Origin of the sequence: Paenibacillus sp. SAFN-117, from assembly GCF_051966115.1 — a bacterium.
GTDB classification, from domain to species: domain Bacteria; phylum Bacillota; class Bacilli; order Paenibacillales; family NBRC-103111; genus Paenibacillus_L; species Paenibacillus_L residui.
The window spans coordinates 13,620-27,135 of sequence record NZ_JBQCLK010000045.1; the positions used below are offsets into that span (position 1 = coordinate 13,620).

A 13,516-nucleotide genomic window follows, 5' to 3' on the forward strand; every position below is an offset into this window, starting at 1 on the left:
GAGATTCTACAATCCATTCCCGGTCCCTCCATAAATCTTAGTTCGCTAAAGCACAAGAAACTCCTTCTTAAAAATCAAGGTTTACAAAGAATTTAATTTTACCAGATCATCAACCACTCAGAATGATTTTAAGTCAAAACAATGGACTATTTCCTTCTGCCAACAACGTACAGCGTTCTATCCCGATGCACTGCGGATTGCGCATAATATTCCCGCAAAGGTGTCCCCTATAGCGACAGGGATAAAGCAGCACATTGGGATTCAACGCCAAACTATGATCCCTGGTTATAGGGGTGTTTTCATGCTGCGAAGGTGGAGTAACCAACTCTATAACGTCAAAAAAAACCACCCGGGATTTCAGGTGGTTTAAATCATTCGTGTTCTCAACAGCCCTATCCTTACTTCCGGGCCTTATTCCAAATGAATATTGAAATAAGTGCGCAGAGCCTCGTTATACTCCTCTTCCGACTCGGGGGTAAAGCTGCGTACTCCTTCCGGGGTGAAAATGCGAAATTCCTTGCCGGCTAGCGTGTTGCGTCCTTCGCGGGTGCGGATAGCCGCCATAGCGCTCTTCGTAAAAATCGATTCCGGCGAATTCTCACACCAGTAGGTCGCCATAATAAAGTCTTTGGCCAACTGCGGCTCCTCGGTGAAGGAATACAATCGGCTCCATTCGCCATGCTTGAGCTCGCATAGCATCCAGCCGTATTCCGGGTCCCTCTCCAGGCGATAGCACTCATCCCCTTGCGGATGCTTCAGCCCTTCCACCATCTGGATCGGCCGCCTGGGAACGATTCCCCCTACCCCCACGTCGCACAGATAGTAAGCATCCCCCGCCTTGACCTTCAATACATGATGGCGCCTCTTCGGCGGCGGATTAGGCTCATCCCGCCAGAAGCGGGACATCAGGTCGGTTACGGGATATCCGAGCTCGCGCAGCAGCCAGCCAAAGAGGGCATTAAGCTCGAAGCAGTACCCGCCGCGCCGGCGGACAACGATTTTCTCGATCAGGTCCGGAATTTCCAGCGATAGTGGAATACACTTCAGAATATCCAGATTTTCATAGGGCACCGTATGCAGGTGACACTCCTGCAGCTCGGCAAGCACGGCCGCACTCCCGTCCAGAGGACCCTCATAACCTATACGTTCCAGGTAAGCGCGTACATCGGGCTTTAAATGATTACGGCTGTCGCTCATTCTATCCGCTCCTTCCATGTATTAAATTGCTTTCGGGGCTATATCTCGAACGAGTTTTCAACCCTTCCAACAAATCGAATACCCTCATCTTAACAACTTCCTTTTCATTCAACAAGCCCATCCGCCGGGTGAACGTCTCCGCCTCGGATACTTATACTTCCTGATTCCAGACAACGGCGGATTCGTCAATTGGATAGGGACGAGCTCTGGGGGAACAGCAGCAGAACCCCAAGCGCCATAATTATGATATATAAGTAGCGGTCAAATTTTGCTGCCGGAATTCGCTTATTAAAATAACTTCCCAGAGCGATAGCCAAAAGAATGGCCGGCAGGGAATAACCGTACAATACCAATGATTGCTTAGACCACAGTCCTCCAAGAGCATGTCCCGCAACGACCAGAATGCCGGAAATGAGAAAATGAGCCTGCAGCGTACCACGGAAGCGTTCCGGGTGCCAGCGGCGCAAAGTTCCGTAAACGACAACAGGTACGCCATTCATATTATACGCGCTGCCCAGCACCCCCGAGGCAAAGCCGAACGGCAGCACCCAGCCGCGACCTTGAAGAAGCGGACGTTCAGCCGCCGGGGTGAGGCTCTTCGAATCCACATGAAATCGATAAAACTCCTTAAAATCGAATTTTGGGCGTTTAATCAAACGGCCTATTATCAATAATTTTCCAACCTGCATAAAAGACAAAAAATAAAAAAAGCTCCAAACGGAGCCTCTTCGAAGACGAATAACCCGGTTTTAAAGGTAGCTTTTTATGCCAATTAGAAAGTTGTTCCATTTTAATGCTTTAATGAACTTAAACTTTCTAATGTGGTAAAAAAGCCGTCCGGGATTTTCCCGAACGACCCAGGGCATACCTGCTTAAACCGTCGATTTGCGAAGCATGAAATAGGACAAGATCGCATAGCCGACCGTGAGCACAACCGCCCAGGAAGCGAGCATCGATGCAGGGTGGCCGGCCAGCCAATGAAACAGAGTCACCCACCATTGATTAAAGGTTATTACATACGAGCAAACGGTCATCAATATCAATAACAAGACGAAGAAGACGCCAAGACCCTTCTTGCCGAATCTCCGATAGATACTGGAGACGAAAAACCCGAGAAAGAACATGTTTATCAAGATGGAGAAATAGACCCATAGCTGCTCCGCGATCCCGCCGTCATTAAGATACGGCAAACCGAAGAAATGCAGATCCACGCCCCAAAATCCTGTCAGTTGCTCCACGTAGGAAAGCAGCAAAAGCAGAACCGCTATCAGGGCGCAGACCGCCCCGGCAACCATTCCAGTGCCGGCAAAATAATCCGTTCTCCGGACACTTAAGCCCAACGCGAAAGGAAATGATTGGATCAGGGAAATTGCCCCCGCAATCAGCATGTAAATGTAGAGGGACAGTATTCCTCCGGTATAGATGGGCTCTTCGACAAAATAGCTTATAATTATATTCACAAGGAAACTGGGCAGCACTACCAGAAAGGGGGTGAAGAACCATATCCACCTGTCTCTCAAATGCATCTTCATAACACCTTGCACCCTATTCATCAGGCATTCACCGCCTTCCCCGCAGAATGATCTCGTGTCAGATAGACGATCAGTTGCTGTAAGGAGACGGAGGCAAGGTCCAGACCCAACGCTTCCGCCTGCTCCCGCTCTTCGGCCCCCGGCCGGCCCAGAACGGCAGCCGATACCAAACCGCCGATCGACTCGCGATGGATCATTTCTTTGTCCTCCGTAAAGCTCTCTACCTTGGAAGCGGGACCCACGACGGTAAACGCGCGGCCGCGAAGAGCTTCCGCATCCTCATCAAGCAGAAGCTTTCCTTTATCAATAACGATGACATGCTCCAAAATATTGCTGACCTCGTCAATCAGGTGCGTGGACAAAATAACCGTGCGCGGATGCTCCGAATAATCCTCAAGCAGCCGATCATAGAACAAGTTGCGGGCCACGGCATCCAGCCCCAGGTAAGGCTCGTCAAATATCGTAAGCGGAGCGCGGCTGGCCAGACCGATGACAATTCCGACCGAGGAAAGCATCCCTCTCGACAGCTTCTTCATCCCCCGTTTCAGCGGAAGGCGGAATTCTTCTATTAATGAATAAGCGTAGTCCCGGTCCCAATTGGGAAAGAAGGCTTGAGCCGCCTCCAGAACATCGATAACGCGGAAGGAATCCGGATACTTCTGGCTCTCCTTAATAAAGCATATTTGGCTGAGTACACGATTGTTCTCATACGGATGCTGCCCGAATACTTTAATTTCCCCGCTGGTGGGGAATAATTGTGCTGTAATCATATGCATGATTGTCGTTTTGCCGGCGCCATTTCTTCCGAGAAGCCCATATATCTTTCCAGCTTCCAAGGAAAAGCTGACTTCGTCGACGGCCGTTACCTGGCTGAACGATTTTGTTAAGCGGTTAATCTCCACGGCGTAATTCATTTCGGCCTATCCCCTTTCCGAATCATCTCCGACAGCTGCTCTGTCGTTATTCCAAGCTTCTCCGCTTCCCGGATCATAGTTACCACATACTGCTCATAAAACTGTTCATTCCTCTTTTCCCTTAGCTTCTCTCGAGCTCCCATGGCCACAAACATCCCAATCCCCCGCTTTTTGTACAATATATCCTGTTCGACCAGCAAATTGACACCTTTAGCTGCCGTCGCCGGATTGATCTGATAGAAGGAAGCGAATTGATTGGTGGAAGGGACCTGTGTTTCTTCAGGCAGCCTTCCTTCAAGGATGTCATCTTCAATTCGTTCGGCAATTTGCATGAAAATCGGCCGACTGTCATCTATTAAGGATCCCATAACCCACCCTCCTACTTAAACACTCAATCGGTTAATTACTCATGTAACTAACTATACAAGCGAACAATATTGTTGTCAATAAACTTTTTCATTTTGGGCAGGGTAAGATTCTTCAAGACGAAAATACTGGACACCCCTTCCTTTTTTCAATAAACTATTGGAAAAAACAGGAACGGGATGGGTGGATGATCATGACAATAAGGAAAGCACGTCTGAACGATGCCTCCGGCATTGCAAGAGTACAAGTGGATAGCTGGAGATCGACTTACCGCGGAATCGTTCCGGATCATTATCTGGATGGAATGTCGTATCAACAAAGAGAAGAGATGTGGCGGGGGATGCTGAAGCTTGCCGGCGTCCGCCCTGTCTATGTCGCGGAGGAGAGGGAGGGAATCGTCGGCTTTGCCGCCGGAGGACGGGAGAGGACCAATCATCCGGAATATCAGGGAGAGCTGTATGCCATTTATTTGCTAAAATCCCATCAAAGACAAGGAATTGGAGGACAGCTGGTCCGTTCCATCGCCACCGAGCTGCAAGGAGCCCATGTTCACTCCATGCTGATCTGGGTACTGGCCGATAATCCGTCCCGGCGCTTCTATGAGGCTCTGGGGGGAGTTCCTGTTCAGCAGCAGCCAATTGACATCGGCGGGACTACTCTGACGGAAATCGCCTACGGCTGGAGGAATCTCGGTCTGCTGACGAAACGCTGATACGGCCGGGACCCCTTCCTCTTATTAAGTATGGCTTCGAGGCGTTCCGTCCGCTCCGCAACAATGTCGGCTTCTAAACCTTCCTCTTATCGCGATCATTCTTCCACACTTTGCTTCGATAGAGAGGTTTTATGGTACTTGGTGGGGGCCTTGACCTTAAAAGCCTGCAAATCTGCATGCTTTTGGCCATTTGGTTTCCTGTCCGTGGCAAAGCCTGCGAAAATGCATCTTTTTTCTCGTTCCGTGGGAGACCGGGGTTTTTTTTACCGAAATTGCTGTATTATCGCAGGCTTTTTTCCCAGAGTGGTCGCAACGCTTCAAAATTGATGCAGATTCGCAGCAATTTGTTCCTGCTCTAAACGGCATTGAACCTTCCTTAACGCGGTTACGATGCGAAATTCCTGCATTTTCGCAGGAATTTCAAGCCCACTTTTAACACGTCTAAATTTCCTATAACCGCGGTCGCCCCGGCGACGAATAACCCCGTACTGGAAGTGGAGTTTATGCCAAAATTTTATTTACTTTGTTTTAACGCTTGAAGTTTCTTATGTGGTAAAATAAATAGCGGCATGTTGAATTTTAATAGAATCGAAGGGATCGACAGATGAAAGTGATGGAAAGATGTTTCGGCCAATATTGGAGCCCATATGTTGCGATGGGACTTGCCGGGCTCCTTAGCGCGGTCTATTTCGGCATTACCGGGACGGTATGGGCGGTGACCGGGGAATTCACCCGTCTCGGAGGCCATGTGCTGGAGATGTTCGGAGTCGATATTTCCGATTGGGCTTATTTCAAGCTTATTCATATGGATGGAACGACATGGAGCCGGACAGACGGCTGGATTGTATGGGGGATGTTCATCGGGGCGTTGTGTACCATTCTCTTCAGCAACAATTTCAAAATACGCGTCCCGAGGCAGAAACGCCGCCTGGTTCAGGGCCTGATCGGCGGCATCATTGCCGGTGCCGGCGCCCGTCTGGCATTAGGCTGCAATTTGGCTGCCTTCTTCACCGGGGTTCCGCAGTTTTCCCTGCATTCCTGGATATTTATCGTCGCCACAGCCGCAGGGACTTATCTCGGCACCAAATTAGTCAATACCTCCTGGTGGAAAGGCAAACCCGTACTGCTTAAGGGAGGCCTGACTTCACAGTCCGGCAGCTCCCGTAAAATTCAGCCTTACATCGGCGGGCTTATTATGCTGGCATACGCCGGGCTTATTGTCTACTTCTTCCTCACCGGACGCACGATGCTGGGCGTTGCGGCCATATTCGGAGCCGCCTTCGGAATTTTGATAGAGAGAGGACAAATTTGCTTCACCTCGGCGTTCCGCGATCTATGGATCAGCGGAAGAGCCACCATGACGAAGGCCATCTCCTTCGGTATGGCAATCAGCTCCGTAGCAACTCTGGCCATCATTCTGGCTTACGGCCTGGACCCGATTACGAAAATCGCTGCCCCCAGCACATTGGTCGGCGGAATTCTGTTCGGCCTGGGCATCGTCATGGCCGGGGGCTGCGAAACCGGAATGATGTACCGTCTGATGGAAGGGCAAATCGTCTTCCTGCCGGTATTTATCGGCAATATTATTGGCGCAACCGTTCTCGCCTATGCCTGGGATCACCTTGGGGTCTACAGCTTGCTTGTCCAAAGCGGAGCGCCGATTAATCTTATAGCAGAGTTGGGGCCTTCTGCGGCCCTCATCGTTACGCTGCTTCTGTTAGGATTAAGCTTCGTTATCGCCATGTACTGGCAGAAAAATTATCGCTTCGGCACAGGCTTTAAGAAAGGAGCATAGAACATGACAGCAGACTTCACATTAGATCTTAGAGGAGAATCCTGCCCTTATCCTGTTATCTATACCTTGGAGACATTGCGTGATTTGCAGAAGGGGCAGCTTCTGCAAGTGATTACCGACTGTCCTTCCTCGTTCCGCAACGTTCCGGAAGAAGTCGTCAAGCACGGCTATACCCTCGAACAGGAGCCGGTCAAGAACGGCCAGGAGTTTCTGTTTTACATCAGAGCTTAAGGTTCTTACCTCGTCGAATGTTTCTAACCTGACCTGGCTTGACAATAAGGAGAGGCCCGATACGGCCTCTCCTTATTTATTATAGAGTCGGATGTTCAATGTTATGCACTCCTCTATTCTCCCTCCCTAACCTCATAACTCCCGCAACTTAAAGAGGGGAAAACTCCCCGGCAAATGAATAACTTCGTCCTCTATACAGGCTATTTACCACACCTTATCCTAAGAGCTTCATAAAATGATCTGAAATCGTTTGGGGGAGGACGCTCATGAATAGGGAGAGGAAACTAAAGCTATGGGTAATGACCAATGAATTCCATCCGAATATTATCGGAGGACTCGGGGTTGCCGCCACTCATCTGGCCAAAGCGCTAAGCAACGCAGGGTTGGAAGTTACCGTCTTATGCTCCGGCGACTCGGGAGCGCCGGCGTTGATGAACCCGGGCGGCATGCAGCGCATTCTGCGGCTTCCCAAAGCTTCTTATTACTTTAGCCGTCCCTCCCAATCGTTCAAGCCCGGCGCAGTGCTAAGGTCAGCAGCCGCCAACCAATGCAGCAAGCCTGACCTGATTCATGTTCACAGCACGGAATTTGCAGCCGTTGCGGCAGCGGCCGGAAGCTTGTACCGGGTTCCGATCGTCTATACATGCCATTCCATGGTATCAGCGGGAGCCCGTTCTCCGGCGGGACAAAACCAAGCGAAGCTGATTCGTATCGCAAGCCGGATCACGGTTCCGAGCAAATGGCAGGCGGCTGAAATCATCCGTCTTTATCCGGGCAGCCATACTAAAATCACCGTCATCCCGCACGGCGTAAACTTCGTATCAAGACAAGCCAATATTACCCCGGCCAAGCTGCTTTATGTTGGCAGACTCATTCCTTCAAAAGGCATTGAACCCTTAATTAAAGCCATTGCGTTGTTATCACGAAATCGGAAAGAGGTCAGTTTAACGATTGTCGGAAGCGGCAAAGCACAGTATGTAAATCATTTATATACTGTTGCCAGAAATAGCGGCATCGCAAACCGCATTCACTGGATGAAGAAAAGCTCGAACGATGCGGTACAGCGGATGTACCCTTCGTACGGAGCCGTTATAGTGCCGAGCCGGAAAGAGTCGTTCTGCCTTGTCGCTCTGGAAGCGATGGCCAGCGGCGTTCCGCTTGTATCGACCCTGTCGGGCGGACTGAAGGAGTTCGTAAGTCCCCGCAATGCCCAAGTCATAGCATCTCTTGACAGCTCCGCCATAGCCCGCGCCATCGCAGCCATGTGGAACAATCCGGCCAGGACGAAGCAGCGGGTTAACGCCGCTCAAAGGACTGCCGCCCGGTATAGATGGCCTGCTATCGCTCTTCGTTATCAATCTCTGTTTATGAATCTAAAGAAGGGGAGGTAGATTATTGGAGGAAGTTGGTTACTAACTGGGGGAAGTTGGTTATTGGGGCAAGTTGGTTATTGGAGGAAGTGCTATCGGAGGAATCCTGCCGAATCGCTCAATCCGGTCGCAGGCCGGGATTGGGCAAGAAGGAGTACGAACCATTTGATCTCGACAAGTTCTCCCAGTAGGGGGATTCCCAGTAGTTCCCATTTCGGTTCGTCCCATTCACTCATCCGATGGGTCCCATGAGCAAACCTTGGATGGCTAAATGGAATTTATACAGTTAGTTTAGCCCTCTCAATCCGAAATATGGAAACTAACTGGAAAACCTACAGCTAGTTTGTGCAAAATGGCCGAAATCAACAGAAATCCTCCACTTTAACTGTAGTTTTTCCAGTTAGATAGTCCAAATGAGAAATTCGCCTGAATTTACCTACATAAAATACAGTTAGTTCACTTCTCTCATGCGATAATGGCAGCTAAGTGGATATTTGGAATTGTCGGCCATAATTCTCGTCGCGTTTACGGAGGGGATACAGTATATTAAGCTAAGGTTAACCACGGCCGCTTCCAGTCTTCCATAGACCTCCAGCTTATTTTGTAAAATTGCAACCTTGTCATTAAATTCCTTAGCAAGCATCACTTTAAATTCTTTATACAACCAAACAAGCAGCGTCCCCAATATAGTAATAACCAGAGACCAGGCCGGATTTAATTTTATTAAATCGGCTATTTCACTCCACATTCCTTATGCTCCCCTTTTCTATATTGCAATTGATTGGACTACGTCTGCTTACTTGACCCGATAGGTCCAAACCAATATCTTGTAAGTAACTGCATACCTTTTTAGTTAAAACGATCCTTTAACCACCTTTAGTCCTTTAAATAGTCATCGGAAGTCTTAGAAAAAGATTTAATACAATCTCCTACCCCTCCTAAAAATTTGATATACAAATGTATCCTCAAGAAGAGCTGGTATCCCCCTCCAAGAGAATAGTCCTTTCGACCAATTACAAAAGACCCATTATCATTCCGATCTTAGACATTCTGATGTTGATAAAAATAAAAAAACAGTTGTATTTGTAAAATTTTGTGATAAATTAGCACTTAAGGACAGGCCCCATGGAGATGAGTAGTCCATTAAGACTATCTTCTCGGACTATTTTATTCTCACTTAACATTTAAAAGGAGGTGGCTGCGCAATGAAGGTCTTGCTTAGCACCGAGAGCGGTCTATCCAAAGAAGTTAAAGTCGGATTTAGCTGGACTACGCTCTTTTTTGGATTTTTCCCCGCTCTTTTCCGTGGAGATTTAAAATGGGCCGCGATCATGTTTATTGTCGCTCTCGCTTTTGGCTCGTTTACCTTTGGTATTGGCGGATGGGTAAGCGGTATCATTTTTTCCTTTATATACAGCAAGATATACATAAAAGGTCTGATAGAAAAAGGATATCGTCCGGCAAATGAGGTGTCGAGATCTGTTCTAGAGAATAGTCAAATTCTTTCTAGAACGGCTTAATCTAGCAAGTGGCCTTAACACGATTAATAAATCGAGGCTAAGGCCTCCGTTTATTTCAGACTCCCTTCATCCTTATCGCCCTCCTAACAGGTGTCCATTTAAAAACGGCCCTCCAAAGAAGGACCGTTCCTTTAGAAACAAATATATCTTACTAACAATATTACAAAACATGCCGGATCACCGGTAAGCAGCGCAGATTTAGCAGATTTCCTCTTCTATTAGTCTTGCAGAGGCTCGACCTGACTGCTGTCATTTTGAATCGGCCCCACATTGTATCCGTATTTAATATTCGATGTCGTCCCTTCGAACCAAATCCCTCTGCGGAAGGCTCCGGACAGGATGTTGTCCCTTACAATGCCCATATTCGTACCCTCCTTAATAACGAGAGCATCGTAGGCAGAGCCGGCTCCTTCGGTCAAGAAGTTGCCTGAAACAAGTAAACCGGTAGTGGCTGCGATTTCCATACCATTCGTGGATATTCGGGCTGTATGATTTCCTATAACTCTAACATTTCGGCAATGGTTAATCATCAGGGCCTTGGGCGAATCGCTGATCTGATTATCTTTTGCAATTAATCCTTGCAGTCCTTCGCAGCCTATTCCGGTTTCACGCCCATTCGTTATTACACTTCCGCCAATTTGCACATTTTCCCCATCTTCTATATAAATACTTTGCTTTTGAGCCTCGGTAATCTGATTATCCAGGATCAAACAATGATTGCAGTTTTTCAGCAGCACCCCATATTCGGAAGGCTTGAAGATTTGATTTCCTTGCACAGTCACATTCAAGCAGCCGGTAATCTCTATAGCGTCCTTTTTCATATAGTTAATCGTATTATTGCAGACCGATATGCGCTTGACGTTCCTTATAATGATTCCTGTATCTTCAGCTACGCTAAAGGTGTTTCCGGCAATCTGCACATCCTCGGAAACGACATCCGTCGAAAAGATACCTATCATAAACCGCCGATTCCCTGCAAAAAAGTCCGGATAAACCGCCACCCCATTAATAAACTGATTGTTCACAATCGATAATCTCCGGAAGGGTCCGGCTGCTCCGTAGACGGCATGTTTGGCCCCGCTTACGGCATAGATGCCGCCCCCGCATTCATAGAATCGGTTCTCTGCGATCAACGTGTTCAGCCACTTGTAGGGGCGTATCGCATAATAGCGCATTCCTTCGAAAGTATTGTTTCGGATCGTAATGTTCTGGTGCCATTTTCCTTCCTTATGGGTGTGTCCGCCGACCCCGGCTGTCCAGGCCTTGAACTCTACCGTAGTAGCAATCCCCCCTTTGTTGAATGTATAACTATGACCTTTGCCAAAATAACAATTTTGGATCGTAATGTTTTTACAGTGCGTGTCATCATACGGCAGGGCCCCCTGAATCCCGCTTGTCGAGGCGTGATCGATCTGGATCGCCTCCACATACCAGCGATTATTCGCCAATTCCCGGTAACCATAAAATTTACAGCCGTCAATGACAACGTTCTGGGAGGAATTGATTTCTATCGCATGAGCATCAATGACATCATAAAATTCACAGTGCCGAAAAGTCCAATCCGACGCATGGGCAAATTGAAGTACGTTGCCATCCTCATAACATAAGACAGACGGATTTAACCCGACAAATTCGAAGCGGGCATTCTCGAACAGAATATTCCCGTTGCCGCTATAGCCGGCATTGGCCTCGCCATTATACTCATAGTTGTACATCATCGTATTTCCGTGATTCCGCCAGAACACCGCTCCTTGTTCACAGATGACCGAAGTGTTTCCATAAACGACAACAGGCTGGGACCAAACATAATCCCCTCGCGGAACGTAAACGGTTACAGAAATCTGATTGTCCTTCGACAGCCGAAACACATTCCGGAATGCCTCCGTATCGTCCGTTTGTTTATCTCCTTTCGCTCCCCACCATTGCGGATATACCCCTTGCCCATAGAAGTCGCCTGTTACCTTCCCCGCCCCGCCGAAAATGTGACCCAGTCCGGCCTCTACCGAAGACTGGATCTTGACGATCACGCCGGCATCCGGAACCAGCATTGCGCCGTAGTCGAAACGCAAGTGAACTCTTCGGGGAAAAGTCAAGTGACTGCCAATCCGGTAAGTTCCCGCAGGAAAATACAAGGTTGCCTCCGCACGCTGTGCTGTAGATTGAATTAACGCTTCCAAGGCAGCAGCGTCATCTCGGGACCCGTTGCCAAGAACATTGTAATCTTTGACATTATACCAGTCTATATGAACAGACGTTTTTGCCTTCTTACTCCCTTCGGCGCTCCATAATTCTGCGCTATCTTCCTGGGCATAGGCCTGTATTCCCGTCGGAATCTGACTGGTTATTGCCGCACCGGCCAATATTCCGAGCGAGGTAACAAAGCGTCTCCGACTAATACTGCCGGATGAGGAAGCACCCTCCTCACTCTTCGGTTTCTGATCGCTTCGGCTTTCATTCATAGTTATTCCTCCATTTCTAATAAGGGTGGATCAAGCTACTTCTCCCGGGCTTGCAAGCCGTAACTAAAGGCTATTGCAGATCAAGCGGGAACGATTCGTCGTACATTGGAGACTTAACTTAACAAGCGATTCGCCACTCATCCTAAGGGATTGCCACGATGAACTCCCGATCCTGCTCCCTCCCCTGTACATAAGTGCGAGCTTCATTATAATCCGGACTAAATCCTGTCAGGCCCGACAAATCCAGGCGATGGGTCGTCATTCTCACTTGTGTATCCGAGACCTCGACCAGTTTATATTCGAACGGAGTCTCGATCAGGGAGCTGGCGGAGGCGAAGGCGGCTTCCTCGGTCAAATGAAGTGTGTTGAGATGGTTGTGCCCGGATAAGACCACCTTCAAGCCCGGATGCTTGCGAACCAGATTAACGATGGATTGGCGAAAAGTTTCAGGCGCATCATGGATGACTCGGTCCAGTCCGCTTTGCTCCCGGCTCATGCCAAAGACCGGACTATGGGTGACGAGCACATGCGCCTTCCCTGGGTGAGCCTCAATGGCCTGTTCCAACCGATGGAGCTGCGATTCGGTGAAGCATGGCATCTGCGCGCCCTTCCAGTAATACTCATAGCCGCTCTCCCAATGATTGGGCATAACGTGGACGACACAGGAAGTGCAAACTACCTCATAATGGGGAGAACCGCCGATAAACAAATCCGGAGCGTGAGACAACCACAGCTCCACTGCGTCGGGGCGGTCCAAATCGTGGTTCCCCAGACATAAATAGACGGGAACGGGCAGCTTCAACAGGTCATAGGCCTGACGAATCAAATCGACACTGCAGCAGTCTATCAGATCTCCACCGTGAATAACGAAATCGGCGGAATGCCGGATCACTTCTCCACGAAGCGCGTCAATCAGATCGGCCAGGCGTTCCGGATAGGCCGGCTGCTGATGAAAGCCAATCGGATTGGCGCCGAAATGAGTGTCTGTCAAATAAAGAAAACATGTCATGGAAACTTCTCTCCCTCATCCATAATGCAATCCCAAGCAACACAGGATCGTAAACGATTGCCCCGGTTTATGTCATGGTTTGTTCCTTTAGTTCCTTCGCTGCGCCCTTAGCCAACTCCTTCACTAGTTTGTTTACTATTCCTTCCCGCGCCTCTTCAATTGTTCTATCATCACTCGTTCTTTCATTTGTCCCTTCGAATCTTCCTTCAGTTGATTTCCAGATTTATTTATACTGTTGTTCTCCTATTTGTTCCCCCCTTCCTTCTTCACATGTTTCCTTCATTTTGGTCCATTGCACCTTCCCTAACTTGTTCCTTCTCTTGCCTAGGGCAGCATGAGACTGCTTGGCCAACCTCATGCAGCACCGCAATACACGCCGGAGGAGCGAGCATCGGTAAGAAGCTTTACCAC

Annotated in this window: 13 protein-coding genes; 5 read left to right on the forward strand and 8 right to left on the reverse strand. The window is 48.8% G+C overall.

Features of this window, described 5'->3' with window-relative positions; translation table 11 throughout:
- Nucleotides 1-411 precede the first annotated feature (411 nt).
- The 5 genes from ACTHRH_RS23225 to ACTHRH_RS23245 all read right to left on the reverse strand — a co-directional run bounded on the left by ACTHRH_RS23225 (nucleotide 412) and on the right by ACTHRH_RS23245 (nucleotide 4,011).
- On the reverse strand, nucleotides 412-1,197 hold the full coding sequence (locus ACTHRH_RS23225; RefSeq protein ID WP_440417830.1) for an arylamine N-acetyltransferase family protein: 786 nt from the start codon (nucleotides 1,195-1,197) through the stop codon (nucleotides 412-414).
- A gap of 185 nt (nucleotides 1,198-1,382) precedes the next feature.
- The gene (locus ACTHRH_RS23230) at nucleotides 1,383-1,805 is read right to left on the reverse strand and encodes a TSUP family transporter (RefSeq protein ID WP_440417832.1); all 423 of its coding nucleotides are present in this window, start codon (nucleotides 1,803-1,805) and stop codon (nucleotides 1,383-1,385) included.
- A 264-nt stretch (nucleotides 1,806-2,069) separates the two neighbouring features.
- Nucleotides 2,070-2,729, reverse strand: a complete 660-nt coding sequence (locus tag ACTHRH_RS23235; RefSeq protein WP_440417834.1) for a hypothetical protein — start codon at nucleotides 2,727-2,729, stop codon at nucleotides 2,070-2,072.
- 20 nt (nucleotides 2,730-2,749) lie between these two features.
- Nucleotides 2,750-3,643 carry an ABC transporter ATP-binding protein gene (locus ACTHRH_RS23240; protein ID WP_440417836.1) on the reverse strand — a complete coding sequence of 298 codons (894 nt, stop codon included), beginning with the start codon at nucleotides 3,641-3,643 and terminating at the stop codon, nucleotides 2,750-2,752.
- Entirely contained in the window at nucleotides 3,640-4,011 is a 372-nt protein-coding gene (locus ACTHRH_RS23245) for a GntR family transcriptional regulator (RefSeq protein WP_440417838.1), read from the reverse strand. Before ACTHRH_RS23245 ends, ACTHRH_RS23240 begins: the two co-directional genes overlap by 4 nt.
- 191 nt (nucleotides 4,012-4,202) lie before the next feature.
- Here ACTHRH_RS23245 and ACTHRH_RS23250 point away from each other — a divergent pair, with 191 nt between their 5' ends.
- The 4 genes from ACTHRH_RS23250 (at nucleotide 4,203) to ACTHRH_RS23265 (ending at nucleotide 8,138) form a co-directional block, all read left to right on the forward strand.
- Entirely contained in the window at nucleotides 4,203-4,721 is a 519-nt protein-coding gene (locus ACTHRH_RS23250) for a GNAT family N-acetyltransferase (RefSeq protein ID WP_440417840.1), read from the forward strand.
- A 604-nt stretch (nucleotides 4,722-5,325) separates the two neighbouring features.
- Nucleotides 5,326-6,516, forward strand: coding sequence for a selenium metabolism membrane protein YedE/FdhT (gene yedE, locus ACTHRH_RS23255; RefSeq protein ID WP_379289727.1), 1,191 nt, complete (start codon nucleotides 5,326-5,328; stop codon nucleotides 6,514-6,516).
- A gap of 3 nt (nucleotides 6,517-6,519) precedes the next feature.
- Nucleotides 6,520-6,747 carry a sulfurtransferase-like selenium metabolism protein YedF gene (yedF, locus tag ACTHRH_RS23260; protein ID WP_144939806.1) on the forward strand — a complete coding sequence of 76 codons (228 nt, stop codon included), beginning with the start codon at nucleotides 6,520-6,522 and terminating at the stop codon, nucleotides 6,745-6,747.
- Between the two features lie 266 nt (nucleotides 6,748-7,013).
- Nucleotides 7,014-8,138 (forward strand): glycosyltransferase family 4 protein, encoded by a 1,125-nt coding sequence (locus ACTHRH_RS23265; protein WP_379289725.1) that lies wholly within the window; start codon nucleotides 7,014-7,016, stop codon nucleotides 8,136-8,138.
- A 430-nt stretch (nucleotides 8,139-8,568) separates the two neighbouring features.
- Here the strand turns inward: ACTHRH_RS23265 and ACTHRH_RS23270 are convergent, their stop codons facing one another.
- Nucleotides 8,569-8,865, reverse strand: coding sequence for a hypothetical protein (locus ACTHRH_RS23270; protein WP_144939804.1), 297 nt, complete (start codon nucleotides 8,863-8,865; stop codon nucleotides 8,569-8,571).
- 457 nt (nucleotides 8,866-9,322) lie between these two features.
- On the opposite strand from ACTHRH_RS23270, the gene ACTHRH_RS23275 reads away from it, so the two are divergent.
- A complete protein-coding gene (locus tag ACTHRH_RS23275) occupies nucleotides 9,323-9,637 on the forward strand; it encodes a DUF2628 domain-containing protein (RefSeq protein ID WP_144939802.1) in 315 nt (104 codons plus the stop codon).
- A 218-nt stretch (nucleotides 9,638-9,855) separates the two neighbouring features.
- On the opposite strand, the gene ACTHRH_RS23280 is transcribed toward ACTHRH_RS23275, so the two are convergent.
- Nucleotides 9,856-12,096, reverse strand: coding sequence for a right-handed parallel beta-helix repeat-containing protein (locus tag ACTHRH_RS23280; protein WP_440417843.1), 2,241 nt, complete (start codon nucleotides 12,094-12,096; stop codon nucleotides 9,856-9,858).
- 142 nt (nucleotides 12,097-12,238) lie between these two features.
- On the reverse strand, nucleotides 12,239-13,105 hold the full coding sequence (locus ACTHRH_RS23285) for a metallophosphoesterase family protein (RefSeq protein WP_379289719.1): 867 nt from the start codon (nucleotides 13,103-13,105) through the stop codon (nucleotides 12,239-12,241).
- Nucleotides 13,106-13,516: the final 411 nt, after the last annotated feature.